The following is a 14,894-nucleotide window of genomic DNA, read 5'->3' as shown; positions in this document are numbered from 1 at the left end:
GGGTCAGTCGGGCACGAACTCCACCCGCATGGTGCCCTCCGGCGTCTCCCACGCCTCCCCGATGGTGAGGTCGAACCGCGCCAGGGCCGCCTTGACGGCGTCCAACACCTCGGCGGGGTCCGGGCGCGGGCGCATCAGCGCGCGAAACCCGCCCGCCGGCTCGGGCGCCCACTCGATCACGTGAAACCCGTTCCCGATCGCGACCTTCTCCGCGATGGCCTTCCACTTCTCGACGTCGTCGACCACCTGGACCGCGCCCGGCAGTTCCCAGGAACTCCGCCGCCCGCGGTCCGACAGCTCGGCGACGTCGGGCATCTCCGGGTCGAGGTGCAAGCTGTGGTCGGTCGCGTCCGCCATGCCCACCAGCGTCGTCAGGCCGTTTCCGCCTGTCAAACCGGGGACATCCCGATTCGGTTGGTCTGATCGGCTCTGGGGCACAGAGAGCACGGCGTTCGGGCACGGGTTCGCGGGCGCGGTTGACGCTGTCAGGTTTGCAGTGCAAACTCGATTGCATCAGCGAGCGGTTGGGGGTTGTGCGGTGGCGACTGATCCGAGGCACCTGCTCGACGAACTGTCGGCGTTGCGGCGGCGTGCCCGTCGCGACCGGCACGGTTACTGGTTCCCGTTCCTGCTGTTCGGGGTGATCGTCGCGGCGGCGATCCCGTGGTACCTGCCGGCGCGGTGCGAGCTGGGCTGCTCCTGGTCGGCGAACGAGCTGCCCGCGCTCTGGCACTGGTTGCACCCGACGGGGCAGGCGTCGAAGGCGTTCCCCTCCGGCGACCACCCGTCGCTGTGGAAGGACTTCTACTGGATGGCCGCGCTGACGGTCGGGTTCCTGGCGACGGTGTGGTGGTACCGGTGGCGCGCGGCGAAGGTCGGCGTGGAGACCTCGACGCGGCTCTACGTCCAGGTGACCGTGTTCGTGCTGGCCTTTCCGCTGTTGGGCGTGCCGTTGGCGACCCGGCTGGTCTTCTCCACGCTGGGGTGGCCGGTCGCGCTGTCGGTGCTGGTCGTCGGGGTCCTGGTGGCGACGTTGCTCGCGAAGCGGAAGCTCCGGACCGCGGTCGTGATCCTGTCGCTGATCCTGGTCGCCCACCTGGTGATGATCTTCCCGTTCGGGCCGTTGCTGGTGGTGGCGGTGGGAGTTCTCGGTCTGGCGTGGGTGGAGCGCAGTGCGCTGTGCACGTCGTTCGCCGTGCTGTTCGCCGCCTGGGCGCTGTTCGTGAACGGGTGGTCGACGTGGGTCTACGGCTCGGTCCTGTGGCCCTGGGCGCTGATCGACTTCGCTGACCTGCTGTCGTCGTCGCTGATCCTCGTGCTCGGCGGGATCGGTGGGCTCATCGCCCGTCGGGTGCGGGGCGCGGTCCCGGCATGACCGAGCACCCCACGTCGGGCCTGGACGACACCGTCCACCAGCGGCATCGGCTGGGGATCCTGACGATCGCGGCCGAGGTCAAGAGGGTCGAGTTCGGGTACCTCAAATCCATTCTGGAACTCACCGCGGGCAACCTGTCCCGGCACGTCACGGTGCTCGAAGAGGCCGGGCTGCTGGAGGTCGAGAAGGGCTACGACGGGAAGCGCGCGAAGACGTGGCTGAGCGTCACCGCGGCGGGCCGCGAGGCGCTCGCCGCGGAGATGGCGGTGCTGCGAGCCCTGCTCGCGCGGCACGACCAAACGTAGAGCCGCAACGGCGGGTTCGTGCGCGCCGACGTGCAGCTGAACGTCATCGCAAAGCCGCAGCGAAGGTGGCGTGGTTGGCGCGGGTGTAGGCGTGTTCACGCTCGGACCACGCGATGCGGGAGGTGATCTGCTCGGCGTCGGCACTGTGGTCGGTCAGGCGGTCTGCCCACCAGCGCGCGTTGCGGGACTGGCGGTCGAGCATCGCGGTGACGACGTCGGTCCGGTCGGCGGCGGTGAGGCCGTAGGCGTCCGCGAGGATTCTCACCTGGGCGGCTTGGGCGGCGGCGGGAGGTGCGGTCGTCTTCGAGGAGACGCACCACGTCCAGGCCACGTACCCGAGGTCTTCGAGAGGGTCACCGGGCGCGGCGGTGTCGAAGTCGATGAAGGCGACCGGTCGGCCGTGCCGGAAGACGGTGTTGTTCGGGCCGGGGTCGTGGTGGCAGACGACGGGACGTCCGCCGGTGAGGTCGCTGTCGCGGGTCGCGTCGTGCAGCGAGCGGAGGAGTGCTCCCCCTGCGGCGACCTGGGTGTCGGTCCAGCGCCGGAACTTGGCCGGTACCCAGCCGGGCAGGTAGCTGAAGGTGTCGCGGCCGGCCTCGTCGAGCCCGAGGTAGCGCGGTGCGCCGGTGAACCGGAGTTGCTCGAGGTGTGCGAGAAGTTCGGCGACGAAGGCTGATGAGGCCGTGGTGGGCCGTCGGACCGTGTCCCCGACGCGAACGACGCCCGGCGTGATTCGTCCTCCCGTCAGAAGGACTTCGGCGTCAGGTGAGTCGGTCACGTCTCGCTGGCCTCCTTCCGCGCGTCGGTGGCGTCCGATCTGGAAGAGGCTACGTCGCCAGGCGTACGTGCGGGGCGCGCTCTCGGGTGGATGCCGCGCTGGTCGTCCGACGGAGAGCATCAGCGCCATGTTGCTCACCGGAACACTTGTCGCCGCACTGGCCTTCGCCGGTGCCGCGCCTACCGAGGACGTGCGCGTCCACACCGGCGTCATCAACGGCGCTCCCTACCGCGTCGAGGTGCCGCCCGACTGGAACGGCACGGTGCTGCTCTACAACCACGGCTTCTACTCGTTCGGGTACACACCCGCGGAGGTGGACTTGACCAACCAGCCCCAGGCGAAAGCGCCCCTGCTCGCCGAGGGCTACGCCTTGGCCGCGTCGCAGTACGCCAACCCGCACGGCTACTCCGTCCCCGACGCGTTACGCGACCAGACGGCGCTGCTGGACTGGTTCCACGCCAACGTGGGCACGCCGCGCCGGGTGCTGACGTGGGGTGAGTCCGGCGGTGGGCTGACGTCCGTGCTGCTGGCCGAGCACGACCCGCACCGGATCGACGGCGTGCTCGCGATGTGCGGCCCGGTCGGCGGTGGTGGCGCGCTGTTCGACCAACTGCTGGACCTGGCCTTCACCGTGCGGACGCTGCTCGCACCGGAGTTGGAGGTGGTGCGGCTGACCGATCCGATCGCCAACGAGGCCAAGGCGGCGGAGGTGCTGCGCGCGGCGAAGAGCACCCCGGAGGGGCGGGCTCGCCTGGCGTTGGCCAACGCGTTCGCGAGCGTGCCGGGCTGGTCGCGTTCGTTGCAGCCGCGGTCGACCGACGTCGCCGAGCAGGTCGGCCAGCAGGCGAAGTACGACGAGACCATCGTGCTGGCGCTGGCGTGGGGCACGAAGCGGGCCGACATCGAGGCGCGGGCGGGCGGCAACCCCAGCGGCAACGTCGGCGTCGACTACCGCGACCTGCTCCGACGTTCCGCCGAACGGGACCTGGCGCGGCAGGCGTACCGGGACGCGGGGCTGGACCTGTCGGCGGACCTGGACCGGCTGGCCGCCGCGCCGCGCATCACCCCGGACGCTCCCGCCGTGCGGTGGCTGACCCGCTACGGCTCGCCGACCGGCCGCGGGACGGCCCCCGTCGTCACGCTGCACCCGGTCGGCGACGTCGTGGCGACCGGGCACGAGCGCGCTTACGCCGAGCAGGTCGACCCTTCGCGGCTGCGGCAGCTGTACGTGGACCGCGGCGGGCACTGCACGCACACGGCGGCCGAGGAGCTGGTCGCGTTGGGAGTGCTGGTGGACCGGGTCGAGACCGGACGGTGGCCGACCACCGCGCCGAACCGGTTGAACGCCGCCGCCGGCCGTCACGGTCCGGAGCTGAGGTTCCTGTTCGACTGGACGGTGAACGAGTCGGGCACCGCGGAGCCGGGCTTCGTCCGCCACCACCCCGCACCCCTGACCAGGTGACACGACGGGTGGATGGTCGATCGCGCGGATGATCACGGTGTGTCGTCGTGTGACAGCCTGGTGGTGACGTTGTCGGGTGTGCGGGGGAGTGGACGTGGAGCCCAGGAAGCTGGTGGTCGACACCGATCCCGGCGCCGACGACGCGGTGGCGCTGCTGGTGCTGAGCGGGTACGCGGCCCGTGGTCGGGTCGAGGTCTTGGGCGTCGGGTCGGTCTACGGCAACGTGTCGGCGCCTCAGGCGGCGGACAACGCGCTGCGGGTGCTGCAGGCGTGCGGCCTGGGGGACGTGCCGGTCGCGGTGGGCGCGGACGGCCCGCTGCGCGGTGACCGCTTGGGCACGGCCGAGTTCGTGCACGGCCACGACGGGTTGGGCGGCGCCGCCGGTCCCGCGACCGAGCGGCGGCCGGTCGTGGGCAGCGCGGCGGAGCAGTTGGTCGCGATCGCCCGGGAGCACCCCGGTGAGGTGTCGTTGCTGGCGTTGGGGCCGTTGACCAACGTGGCGCTGGCGTTGGGGATCGAGCCGGAGCTTCCCTCGTTGCTGCGCGAGGTCGTGTGGATGGGCGCTCGGATCAGGGTGCCGGGCAACCTGACCGCGCACGCCGACGCGAACACGCTGCACGACGCGATCGCCGCCGACCAAGTCCTCGCCGCCGGGTTCCCGCTCACCGTCGTGCCGTTGGACGCGACCCAGTCGACGTGGGCGGGTGAGCGGTGGTTGGCGCGGGTCGCCGAGGCCAAGGTGCCCCTCGCCGACTACGCGCTCGCGGTGATCGAGCACTACGTCGGGGTCTACAGCGACATCGAGGGGCACCGCCGGGGCGGTCGTGGGTGCGTCCTGCACGACCCGGTGGCCGCTGTCCTGATGCTCGAACCGGACCTCGCGGGGTACGAGGAGCACCCCGTCGTGGTGGAGCTGGAGGGCAGGTACACCTACGGCGCCACCCTGGTGGACCTCCGCGGCTACGTGACACCGGTCGATCCCGGTCCTCAGGGCAGGCCGCCGGTGCGCATCGCGATGACGGTCGACGCGGACGCGGTCCTGGACCGCATCGGCGAGGCGCTCGGTGCCGTCGCGGGCCCGCCCGCCTGTTAGCGACTTGTTAGAACCCCTCGTGATGCTTCGGGGCGGGACCGGCACTGGAGGTCCCGCGAACGAGGAGAACCGCATGATCAGCATTCGACGCGCGGCCGCGGCCGTCGCACTGGCACTGACCCTGGGGGCGGTGGTCGGCGTCCCCGCGGCGTCGGCCAAGGCCGAGTCCGCCTGGGCGGACGACTTCTTCAGCCTGTGCGTGCCCGACGACGCCGGCTGTTACGGCTACACCCACGGCTGGATCGTCTGGGGAAACCGGACCGCGAGCATCAGCGGCACCGTGGCCAACGAGTACGCGAGCGGGTTCGTGACGGCCTACTTCGAGGCGTACGCCGGCTCGACCAAGATCGACAGCGACACCCGGTCGGTGTCCAGCGGCACCCGCGGCTTCCCGATCACCCTGGGCAATCCCGACCTGGTGGGCGGGTTCGACCGGACCAAGGTCACGGTCTGCTGGCACGGCACCGAGTACCAGGTGTGCAGCAGGCCGCAGCACCACTGGCGGGACTGACCCCTCGCCGAATCGATCCCCGACCGCCGACCGGCGCGCCATCGACGCTCCGGCGGCGGCCGGGGTTCGTAATCAACGCAATTACTTCAGTGGTGACTGAACTGTCACCGCGACGTCTAGTAGGTGACGTTCCAGTCGGTGCCGTCGAACGTCGCGGTCGCCGTGGTCACGCCGGCGGGGAAGTTCAGCGGGGCCTGCGTGTTGATGCCCATGGTGCTCATGATCTGGCCCGCGGTGAACGTGCCCGTGCCGATGCACAGCTGGGGCGTGTAGCCGTAGGACTGCTCGCTGCCCGGTTGGGCGGGCGCGACGAACGTGCCGAAGCCGCTGATGCCCACGCCCGCGTTGCCCGCGTTCGCCGGCACGCTCGGGTCCTGGACAACCAGGAGGGTCCCGGGCGGTCCGGGGCGCGGGTCGGTGAGGGTCAGTTCCCCGTTCACCAGGGCGAGGGTGATCTGGTTGGACTCGTCCGGCACCGCGTCGACGACCTGGAGCGGCTCGTAGTTCTGCCCCGGTCCGAGCTGCCCGAGCCCGCCGCGCACGAAGTTCAGGCTGTACTGCCAGTTGACGGTGTGCCGGTCGCCGGGTGGCAGGGAGAACGACTGCCACACCACGGTGGACCCCTGCGCGCCGGCCTTCGCGACGGGGAAGATCATGGTGTTCGCCTGGGCGTCGGACTGGTTGACCACGGTCAGCGTGAAGTCGGCGCCGATCGGGGGTGCGACTGCGGCATTCTGTTCCGCTGTGGACATTGCTGGGCCTCCTGTCCTGCTGGTGCGGGGCCGGCTGCGTCGGTCCTGGGGCCCACGGTAATCCCGGGTTGAACGGGCGGGAACGGCCCTCACCTGATAGTGGCGGCGCGTAGCGTGAGGGGGCGTGGGAGGTGTCGGTCCGTGCTCGAACTGTCTTGGTATCACTCGAAAGAGGTCGCTGCGCGGGCGGTCGAGTACACACCGGAATGTCGGGACAGCGGACCCTGTCAGGCATGTGGTCCGCGTGGTGGGTTCAGCGCGGCGCAGGTGATCACCAGTGAGGCGAGGACGAGCACGGTGATGACGGTGGTGATCAGGACGTCGAAGAGCCACTCGAAGAGCATGGTCATTCCAGGGGTGTGGTGGCTTTCCCGGCCGGCCGGCGGATGAGGATCCCGGCACGGCGTCGGGAGTGCCTGCTGGTGAGCGTGACGGTGGCGAGGACGCCGATGATCATCACCAGTGAGACCGGGGTGGGGATCTCGGGCACGGCCGGCCAGATGCCGTGCGCCCAGTGCAGGACGAGCTTCGCGCCGATGAAGGCGAGGATGATCGCCAGGCCGTGGTTGAGGTGGACGAGCTTGGCCAGCGCGGTGTGCAGCACGAAGTAGAGGGCGCGCAGGCCGAGCAGGGCGAACGCGTTGGTGGCAAACACCAGGTAGGGGTCGTCGGTGATGCCGTAGACCGCGGGCACGGAGTCGACGGCGAACACCACGTCGGTGGCGAACACCGCCACCACCGCGACCGCCAACGGCGTGAGCGCGCGTCGTCCGTTCTCGTGGACGGTGAGGCGGGCGCCGCAGTAGTGGTCGGTGACCGGCATCAGCCTGCGCAGCAGTCGCACCGACCGCATCCGGCAGACGTCACGCTCGACGACGATGCCGGTCAGTGCTTCGTGGAGGATCTTCACCGCCGACGCGAACAGGACGAGCCCGAACACGAGAAATGCCCACGTGCCGGCGGCCAGCATCGCCGCGCCGGCCGCGATGAACACGCCGCGCAGCACCAGGGCTCCGACGATGCCGTAGAGCAGGACGCGTTGCTGGACGTCGGAGGGGACGGCGAAGGCGGCGAGCAGCAGCATGAACACGAACAGGTTGTCCACGGACAGGGACTTCTCGACCACGAACCCGGTCATGAACTCCAGCGCCCGGTCGGTCCCGAACGCGTGCCACAGCCAGAACCCGAACACCACCGGCAGCGTCAGGTAGAACACCGACCACCCGACGGCTTCCCGCACCGACACCTCGTGCGGGCGATGGGTGACCACGAAATCGGCGACCAGCAGCGCGACCAGGGCGGCGAGGCTGACCGACCACAGGCCCGTCGACCCGATGGAGTCCACCGGGCCCGCCGGCACCGCCGCTGACAGGGGCATCGGACCTCCCCGAACAGTCGATGTTCGAGGTCTCCTTCACCCCGGCGGGGGCGGCCTCCCGGGGGCAGCGATCGAGGTGCCCGTACTGACCGGGTGGGCGCTTGGGAAGTACTCCCCTCGACGCTCAGTATCAGGCAGCACCGGTCACCGGTAAAGACCCGGTCAAGCGGGATGTGGCTCGATCGGATATCGGCACTCTGGCGACAAAAGCTGCCACCGCCCGACCGGCGCGACCGGGTAGCTGACGGCCACTCTCAGCAGTTGTCGCGCAGGTCCCTGGCCTTGGGATTCGGGATGCGGTGCAGGCCGCGTTCGTGTGCAGTGGCATATTCCTGAGTCTCTTCCTGAATTCCGATCAGCCCGCGTGAAATGCGTTCCCGCTGATGGGCGGCGTCACGGGCGGTGTGCAAAAGTGGAGATCATGGTCGCCACCGCCCGCTCCTCGCTGCTGACCTGGACGACGATCGCGCCGCTGCTCAGCGTCGTCGTGCTCGTCGTGACGTGGGGCCGTGTCCCCGGCGCCTTCCTGGTGGCACTGGTGGCCGTCGTCCTCGCCGCCACGGTGCTCGCCGCGGTGCACCACGCGGAGGTCGTGGCGCTGCGCGTGGGGGAGCCGTTCGGTTCACTGGTGCTCGCGGTGGCGGTGACCGTGATCGAGGTGGCGCTCATCGTCACGCTGATGGCGTCCGGCGGGCCGGAGACCGCGTCCCTGGCCCGCGACACCGTGTTCGCGGCGGTCATGATCACGACCAACGGCATCGTCGGCATCTCGTTGCTGCTGGGTGCCCTGCGCTACGGCGTCACGCTGTTCAACCCCGAGGGCAGCGGTGCCGCGCTCGCCACCGTGGCCACGCTCGCGACGCTGAGCCTCGTGCTGCCGACGTTCACCACGAGCCAGCCGGGGCCGGAGTTCTCACCCGCCCAGCTCACGTTCGCCGCACTCGCGTCGCTCGCCCTGTACGGGCTGTTCGTGTTCGCCCAGACCGTCCGGCACCGCGACTTCTTCATCTCGGTCACCGCCGACGGCGTGGTCGAGTCCGAGGAGCACGCCCCGACGCCGAGCGGTCGCGAGACGTGGGCGAGCCTCGCGCTGCTCCTCGTCGCGCTGGTCGCCGTGGTGGGCCTGGCGAAGGTCGAGTCGCCGGCGATCGAGGCGGGCGTGCGGGCCGCCGGGTTCCCGCAGTCGTTCGTCGGCGTCGTGATCGCGCTGCTGGTGCTGCTGCCGGAAACGATCGCCGCCGCCCGCGCCGCGCTGCGTGAACGCGTCCAGACCAGCCTCAACCTGGGTTACGGCTCCGCCATGGCGAGCATCGGCCTCACCATCCCGACGATCGCGCTCGCGACCATCTGGCTGGACGGCCCGCTGGTGCTCGGCCTGGGTGCGACGCAGACGGTGCTGCTGGTGCTCACCATCGTGGTGAGCGTGCTGACCGTCGTGCCGGGGAGGGCCACGCGGCTTCAGGGCGGCGTGCACCTGGTGCTGCTGGCCGCGTTCCTGTTCCTCGCCATCAACCCGTGACGCGCGGGGCACCGAGCACGGGCGGCACTAGGATCCACCGCCGTGAAGGCCGCTGATCTCGACCGCCAGGTCCGGACCTTGTCCGGCTGCATTCCTCCGCTCCTGGTCTCCCGGCTTCTTGAGCTCGGCCATGGGGACGAAGTGGAGCTTCAGGCCGGCCGGGGGGACTGGTTCTGCGCGCGTGAGTGGTCACGGGTGCTCGGTGTCCAAGGGCGGCAGGCCGAGGCGTTGGAGGTGCTCGCTCCGTACGTCGCCACGGGCTGGTGGCCGGCCGCCCGGGCCCAGGCGGAACTGCTGGAGAGCTGGGGGCGGGCCGAGGAGGCGATCGCCCTGGCCCGGCCGTACGCGGAGGTCGTCGGGCTCCCGCTGGAGTTCTTCGGGCGGCTGCTGGCCCGGCACGGGCGCCGGGACGAGGCGATCGAGTCGCTGAGCGCCGGGATCGAAGACTGGTTCCTCGCCACTGCTCTGGTGGAGGTTGCCGAGGGTGCGGGCAGGGACGAGGAGATCGCCGCGCTGCTGACCGCGCGGATTCCGGCCGGGCATCGTTGCGACGGTCCTTGGTGCTGCGGCGGCCTCGATCCGGACACGGTCATCAGCCTGGTCGCGACGATCCGCGAGCGCCAGGGCCGTGTCGACGAAGCGATCGCCCTGCTGCGCACCCGGCAGCACATCACCTCCGTGAACAACCACGACCAGTTGGCCGACCTGCTGGCGAGGCATGACCGGATCGAGGAACTGCGTGAGTACGCGGCGTCCGAGTACCTCGGGCACGCCGCGCGGCGCCTGGCCGAGGTGTTGGAGGAGCGCGGTGACGTGGAGGGCGCGATCGCCGTGTACCGGCAGCCGGGCGACTCACCGGTCCGTCAGACTCACGGTTCGGTCCACCTGGCGCAGCTGCTGGCCCGTCACGGCCGGGGCGACGAGGCGATCGACGTGATGCGCGTGCTCGCGGACTCTCCCGGTGGCGCGGACGACTGGATCGTCGACACGCTGTGCACCCTGTACGCCGACCATGGCCGCGCTCGGGACGGCCTGGTCCACCTCGACGTCCTCAAGGCACGCCGTGACGGCGAGGAGGAGTGGGACTTCTTCAGGATGCGGCTTCGGCTCATGGCCGACTGCGGCTTGCTCGACGAAGCACTCGAGCAGGCGCGCCTGCACCCCGAGGGCGACACCTGGTACGCGGCCTGGACCATCTCCGACCTTCTGGCCGAGACCGGTCGGACCGAGGAGGCCGTCGCGGTCCTGGCAGCACACGCCCCCGCCAACTCCGGCCTGCTGGCAGGCCACCTCATCGACCTCGGCCGGATCAAGGACGCGGTGGCGGTCCTCCAGCAGCGCGAGCCCGAGCCGGTCGTGCCGGTCTGGACGGGCACTTCCTCCACCGAACCCCCGTTCTGACGCCGCCGCGGACCGGCCGGGGCCGGGCGAGGGGGTCAGCGGTCGGTGCACCACGTGATGGCTTGGGTCAAGAGTTTGTCGAGGGAGAGGTCGACCTCCGTGCGGACGACGCCGTCCGGACCGCGGAACGTGGCGACGAACGGCCACGGTCCTTCCAACCAGCCCACGTAGCTCTGATCGCGTCGGGTGGCACGCCTTCCGGCGGCACGGAACCCTCACCCGGTGGCATGGCCGTGTGGCCTCCCCGACGCGGACGTGGCCGTCGTCGTGCGGCCGAGATCAACGGTACCGGGACTACCAGGCAGGATCGAGGGGACGGCGGGCCGGACGTTGGTTCGTGCCGCGCCTGGCCAGTAGCCTGGTCGGTGCGCCGCCGCGTCCACCACCCACGAGGGGGATTGCCTTGGCACGTCTACGATTACTCGCGCATGTCACCGCCGCGGTCGTGATGGCGGCCGGTCTGCTGACCGCCGCGTTCGCCGGCTCGGCGACCGCGTGCAGCTGCTACCCGGGTTCCGGCCAAGGGGAGGCCGCGGCCTTCCTGCGGGCGGACCACGTGTTCGTCGGTGTCGTCCTCAGCGAGACGCTGGAGGTCAACAACCCGGACTCCTCGTCCGACGACCAGTACCGCTACCGGGTGACGTCCGGGGTGGAGTACAAGGGCGACGTGCCACGCAAGGTCGACATCCTCACGTCGACCAGCGGTGCGGCGTGCGGCATCAGGCTCACCGTGGGCACCGAGTACCTGATCTTCGCTCACGGCGACTCCAGCGACCGCGCGGTCGAGTCGCAGTACTGCTCCGGCACCCGCCTGGCGTCCGCGGGTCCGCCGATCACGACGCCGACGCAGACGACCACCACCACACCGACCACGCCCTGCGCGACCGCGACGCCGTGATCGGGGCCGGCGGGTGCCGCCACACCCGCCGGCGTGAACGACGTGGTTCAGCGCAGCTCGACCTCGTCTGCGGGCGACGACTCGACATTCGGGTGAACCGCCGAGGTGGGGTGGGCCGGTCGCGGCACGCAGGTCGTGTCGGTCCGCTTCGGCTCCGTCATCCCGGGTTTCGGCACAGGGCCGCAGCCCTGTGAGTTCCGGCACGGCCCGTGGGTGGCGGCGCGCGGCTCCGGCATGATCTGCGGACCGACAACGCCGGAGGTTCTTCGTGTTCACGCTTGGCCCGTCGTCGTTCGACTGGGACGTGTCACCCGCGAAGTGGGAAGTCGCCGACGAGGCGCTGACGGCGGTCGCGGCTGCGCGGACCGACATCTTCCGCAGCCCGATCGGCTCGCACGTCAAGGAGGACGCCGCGCGGGCGCTCACCGAACCGCCGAGCGGCGACTGGCAGTTGCGGGCGCGCGTGCGGGTCGACTTCCACGCGGACTGGGACGCCGGCGCGTTGCTGCTCTGGCGCGACGACCGCACGTGGGCCAAGTTGAACCTGGAGCTGGCGCCCGGCGGCACGCCGTCGATCTTCTCGGTGGTCACGCGTGACGGCCGGTCCGACGACGCCGTGGGCGCGGCCGTCGGCGGCAGCAGCGCGTGGTTGCGGATCAGCAGCCTCGACGGCGGGTACGCCTTCCACTCGTCGCACGACGGCGTGACGTGGCGGTTGCAGCGGCAGTTCACCCTGGACGGCCCGGTGCGCGTCGGGTTGGAGGTCCAGTCGCCGGTGGGCGACGGCTGTGAGGTGGTCTTCGACCAGGTTCGACTCGAGGCGAGCCGACTGGCCCACCTGTTCGACGGCCGTTAGGCGAGTCGTTCCGGGCGTGGTCGCGCCCCGATCCCCGGCGGGGATCGGGGCGAGGCCGGTTCAGTCGGTGGTGTCGCGCCGGCGGCGGTAGAGCAGGAAGGCGCCGCCCGCGAGCAGGAGCGCCGCGCTCGAACCGCCGACGATCAGCGGTGTGGAGGACGACGCGTCCTCCGTGCTCGCGGTGCTGTAGCCGCTGGAGAAGCCCTTGGTGTCGTACTCCGATCCGGCCAGCTTGTCGGCGTAACGGGCCTTGACGACCTGCTGGTACTCGCTCAGCGACATCGACGACCGCCCGTTCAGGCCTTGGCGGGCCTGGTCGTTGAGTGGCGTGACGGTGAGGAGCGTCAGCTGGTACCAGGCTCGGATCTGCGGTTCGGCGAACACCAGGCTCCCCGGGGTGGCCTGGCCGGCGAAGGTGGCGTCGCTGTCGCCCTCGCGCACCGCCGCCAGGTGCCAGCCGCCGCCCTGGGTGGGTGCGAGCATGACGGTGGCCTGGCGGTCGTTGACGGTGATGCTCAGCGACGACACCAGGCGGCTCAGCTTGACCGCCTCGGTGGGGATGGGCTGGGACGTGCCGGCGACGAAGCCCGGCGTGATCTCGTTGACCGCCAACGGGTCCTTGATGGTGAAGGTGGGCAAGCCCTCGCACGGCTCGGCCTTGTCCGGGATCGCCTGCGGTGTGTCCGAACCGCCCTGGGGCACCGGCACGCTCAGGAAGCGGCAGACGGCGTCGAGCACGGCCTTCGACTTCACGGCGGCGAGGGCGGCCTGGTAGTCGGGGATGTCCACGGGCAGCGGATCCTGGGCAGGGGCGGCTTGGGCGGGGCCGGTGAAGCACAGGAGTGCGGACGCGCCCAGCGCCAGGACGGTGGCCAGGCGGGAGAAGCGTGAGGCCGCTCGCGCGCCGGACGTCGTTGTTTCGCGCATGTCGCCTGCCTTAACGGGAGATGCCGATCCGGGAGTGGGTCCACTTGAACGAGCTGTTGTTTACGTAGTCGCTGTAGTTCCACCACGTGTAGGTGGTGGTGTCCGGCCACGGGTCGGCCACGCCGATGGTGTTGTTCGAGGTGTCGAAGCCGTAGATCACGTTCATGTGGCCGCCGCCGGAGGTCCACCCGATGCGCGCGCCGAGCGGACGGGCTGCCTTCACGTCGGTGTAGACCTGGTTGAACGACGCCGCGCTGGCCAGGCCCGAGCCGGTGTGCGCCATGCCGAGGCTGCCCCACGCCCTGGCCATGTCGTCGAGCGTGGCGGGCTGGTTGTCGCAGCCGTAGTAGGGCTTGGCCCGGGTGCAGAAGTCCGCCTGCGTGCTGCCGTAGCCCTGGTACTTGGCGATCGTCAGGCCGGAGGCGACCCAGCACCACTGGGTCTTCTCCTGCTTGTACATGGCGATGTCGTCGTATCCCGCTTCCGCGTGGGCCGTGCCTCCGGCGGCCACGAGCAATCCGCAGGCCGTCAGCGCGATGGCCGACAACGCGGTCGCGAACTTCCCTCTGCCCATCTTCCTGCCTTCCCGTGCGCACGACGAGTGCCAGGCTGTCCGTAGGGATATGACAGCGCGAAAAGTCGTTGCCACACAGGGGAAAAGCCGGAATACGCTCGTATGAGTGAAGATTCCTGTTCGGCCGTGGAACCGGGGTCGGCGGGGGTTCTCGCGGACCGAGCGCGGGGCAGGGTTCACTCGATGGCGTGGCCGGCCACTACTGGCGGGTGGTTGGCGATGACCAGGGGAGGACGCCGGCCCCGGACGGTGAGGCGCCCGTCGACCGGGAGTGTTGCGCAACGTCCCTGATTTCCGTCGGCCGCAGCGGGAATCCCGCAGGGTGGACGACCTTGAAGGGCGTCGGTGGCGTTGGAATGCTCGGTGCATGACCCAGCCACTCGTCATCGGCGTCCTGGTCGGCAACCCCCGCCCGGCGTCCCGCACGTTGAACGCGGCGCTCGCCCTGCGCGAAGCGGTCCGCCACGCCTTGAGCGCGCAGGGGGTGGCGGTGGCGCCCGGCGGGCCGCTGGTGGACGCGGCGGATCTCGCGCCTTCGGTGTTCGAGCCCGGTTCGACGGCCGTGCGGGAGGCGTTGGACCGGCTGTCGACGGCCGATGTGCTGGTGGTGGCGTCGCCGACGTACAAGGCGACGTACACGGGTCTGCTCAAGGCGATCCTCGACCAGGCGCCGGGTGGCTGGTTGCGCGGCAAGGCCGCCGTGCCGCTGCTGGTCGCCGCCGCCGACAAGCACGCGTTGGCCGTGGAACTCCACCTGAAGCCGCTGCTGGCGGAGCTGGGCGCTTCGGTGCCGGGCCGGGGTGTGTTCGTCAACGAGGAGTCTCTGTCCGGCGACCGGGAACAGCTGATCGGCACGCTGGGTGACCGGCTCGCCGAGGCAGGGTGGTTCACCACTCCGGTGGGGGCGACGCGATGACGGACCTCCGCATGGCACTCCGTGACTTCCCGCAAGGGGTCGGCATCGTCACCGCGACGGGCCCGGACGGCCCGGTGGGCGTGACGGTCAGCTCGTTCACGTCGGCGAGCATGGACCCGCCGCTGATCGTGGTGTGGATCGGCGAGGGC

The 14,894-nt window shown here is 70.6% G+C and carries 18 protein-coding genes; 11 read left to right on the top strand and 7 right to left on the bottom strand.

All coding sequences use genetic code 11. The annotated features are described in order from the left end of the window. Positions 1 to 3 precede the first annotated feature (3 nt). Entirely contained in the window at positions 4 to 357 is a 354-nt protein-coding gene (locus ADK67_RS47510; RefSeq protein ID WP_157621653.1) for a hypothetical protein, read from the bottom strand. A gap of 181 nt (positions 358 to 538) precedes the next feature. Here ADK67_RS47510 and ADK67_RS47505 point away from each other — a divergent pair, with 181 nt between their 5' ends. Further along, positions 539 to 1,375, top strand: coding sequence for a hypothetical protein (locus ADK67_RS47505; RefSeq protein ID WP_053723228.1), 837 nt, complete (start codon positions 539 to 541; stop codon positions 1,373 to 1,375). Then, complete coding sequence (locus ADK67_RS47500; protein ID WP_053723227.1) at positions 1,372 to 1,680, top strand: transcriptional regulator; 309 nt, start codon at positions 1,372 to 1,374, stop codon at positions 1,678 to 1,680. Before ADK67_RS47505 ends, ADK67_RS47500 begins: the two co-directional genes overlap by 4 nt. 43 nt (positions 1,681 to 1,723) lie before the next feature. Here the strand turns inward: ADK67_RS47500 and ADK67_RS47495 are convergent, their stop codons facing one another. Then, a complete protein-coding gene (locus tag ADK67_RS47495) occupies positions 1,724 to 2,458 on the bottom strand; it encodes an aminoglycoside phosphotransferase family protein (protein ID WP_053723226.1) in 735 nt (244 codons plus the stop codon). 127 nt (positions 2,459 to 2,585) lie between these two features. Here ADK67_RS47495 and ADK67_RS47490 point away from each other — a divergent pair, with 127 nt between their 5' ends. From ADK67_RS47490 to ADK67_RS47480, 3 genes are all read left to right on the top strand, one after another. Beyond that, positions 2,586 to 3,920, top strand: a complete 1,335-nt coding sequence (locus ADK67_RS47490) for a hypothetical protein (protein WP_053723225.1) — start codon at positions 2,586 to 2,588, stop codon at positions 3,918 to 3,920. A 94-nt stretch (positions 3,921 to 4,014) separates the two neighbouring features. Then, positions 4,015 to 5,013: a nucleoside hydrolase gene (locus ADK67_RS47485; RefSeq protein ID WP_197289954.1), complete on the top strand. Its 999-nt coding sequence runs from the start codon at positions 4,015 to 4,017 to the stop codon at positions 5,011 to 5,013. A 73-nt stretch (positions 5,014 to 5,086) separates the two neighbouring features. Further along, positions 5,087 to 5,524: a hypothetical protein gene (locus ADK67_RS47480; RefSeq protein ID WP_053723223.1), complete on the top strand. Its 438-nt coding sequence runs from the start codon at positions 5,087 to 5,089 to the stop codon at positions 5,522 to 5,524. Positions 5,525 to 5,640: 116 nt separating this feature from the next. On the opposite strand, the gene ADK67_RS47475 is transcribed toward ADK67_RS47480, so the two are convergent. The 3 genes from ADK67_RS47475 to ADK67_RS47470 form a co-directional block, all read right to left on the bottom strand. Next, entirely contained in the window at positions 5,641 to 6,276 is a 636-nt protein-coding gene (locus ADK67_RS47475) for a hypothetical protein (protein ID WP_053723222.1), read from the bottom strand. A 227-nt stretch (positions 6,277 to 6,503) separates the two neighbouring features. Continuing rightward, positions 6,504 to 6,626 (bottom strand): hypothetical protein, encoded by a 123-nt coding sequence (locus tag ADK67_RS55005; protein WP_269436196.1) that lies wholly within the window; start codon positions 6,624 to 6,626, stop codon positions 6,504 to 6,506. Next, the gene (locus ADK67_RS47470; protein ID WP_053723221.1) at positions 6,623 to 7,654 is read right to left on the bottom strand and encodes a TerC/Alx family metal homeostasis membrane protein; all 1,032 of its coding nucleotides are present in this window, start codon (positions 7,652 to 7,654) and stop codon (positions 6,623 to 6,625) included. Before ADK67_RS47470 ends, ADK67_RS55005 begins: the two co-directional genes overlap by 4 nt. 421 nt (positions 7,655 to 8,075) lie before the next feature. On the opposite strand from ADK67_RS47470, the gene ADK67_RS47465 reads away from it, so the two are divergent. From ADK67_RS47465 to ADK67_RS47450, 4 genes are all read left to right on the top strand, one after another. After that, entirely contained in the window at positions 8,076 to 9,173 is a 1,098-nt protein-coding gene (locus ADK67_RS47465) for a calcium:proton antiporter (protein WP_053723243.1), read from the top strand. 141 nt (positions 9,174 to 9,314) lie between these two features. Then, on the top strand, positions 9,315 to 10,574 hold the full coding sequence (locus tag ADK67_RS47460) for a tetratricopeptide repeat protein (RefSeq protein ID WP_197289953.1): 1,260 nt from the start codon (positions 9,315 to 9,317) through the stop codon (positions 10,572 to 10,574). A gap of 403 nt (positions 10,575 to 10,977) precedes the next feature. Then, on the top strand, positions 10,978 to 11,472 hold the full coding sequence (locus ADK67_RS47455) for a hypothetical protein (protein WP_231648713.1): 495 nt from the start codon (positions 10,978 to 10,980) through the stop codon (positions 11,470 to 11,472). A 268-nt stretch (positions 11,473 to 11,740) separates the two neighbouring features. Continuing rightward, positions 11,741 to 12,328, top strand: coding sequence for a DUF1349 domain-containing protein (locus ADK67_RS47450; RefSeq protein WP_063797961.1), 588 nt, complete (start codon positions 11,741 to 11,743; stop codon positions 12,326 to 12,328). A 60-nt stretch (positions 12,329 to 12,388) separates the two neighbouring features. On the opposite strand, the gene ADK67_RS47445 is transcribed toward ADK67_RS47450, so the two are convergent. Both ADK67_RS47445 and ADK67_RS47440 read right to left on the bottom strand, forming a co-directional pair. Next, positions 12,389 to 13,255 carry an LPXTG cell wall anchor domain-containing protein gene (locus ADK67_RS47445; protein WP_053723218.1) on the bottom strand — a complete coding sequence of 289 codons (867 nt, stop codon included), beginning with the start codon at positions 13,253 to 13,255 and terminating at the stop codon, positions 12,389 to 12,391. A 10-nt stretch (positions 13,256 to 13,265) separates the two neighbouring features. Continuing rightward, positions 13,266 to 13,829: a papain-like cysteine protease family protein gene (locus ADK67_RS47440; RefSeq protein ID WP_053723217.1), complete on the bottom strand. Its 564-nt coding sequence runs from the start codon at positions 13,827 to 13,829 to the stop codon at positions 13,266 to 13,268. Positions 13,830 to 14,196: 367 nt separating this feature from the next. Here ADK67_RS47440 and ADK67_RS47435 point away from each other — a divergent pair, with 367 nt between their 5' ends. Both ADK67_RS47435 and ADK67_RS47430 read left to right on the top strand, forming a co-directional pair. Then, positions 14,197 to 14,745 (top strand): NADPH-dependent FMN reductase, encoded by a 549-nt coding sequence (locus ADK67_RS47435; protein ID WP_053723216.1) that lies wholly within the window; start codon positions 14,197 to 14,199, stop codon positions 14,743 to 14,745. After that, on the top strand, positions 14,742 to 14,894 hold a 153-nt coding region (locus tag ADK67_RS47430), incomplete at its 3' end, for a flavin reductase family protein (RefSeq protein WP_197289952.1). The genes ADK67_RS47435 and ADK67_RS47430, both read left to right, overlap by 4 nt.

This window comes from Saccharothrix sp. NRRL B-16348 (assembly GCF_001280085.1).
Taxonomy (GTDB): Bacteria; Actinomycetota; Actinomycetes; order Mycobacteriales; family Pseudonocardiaceae; genus Actinosynnema.
Note: the sequence above shows the minus strand (reverse complement) of the source record. Positions and strands in the feature narration are given on the sequence as shown.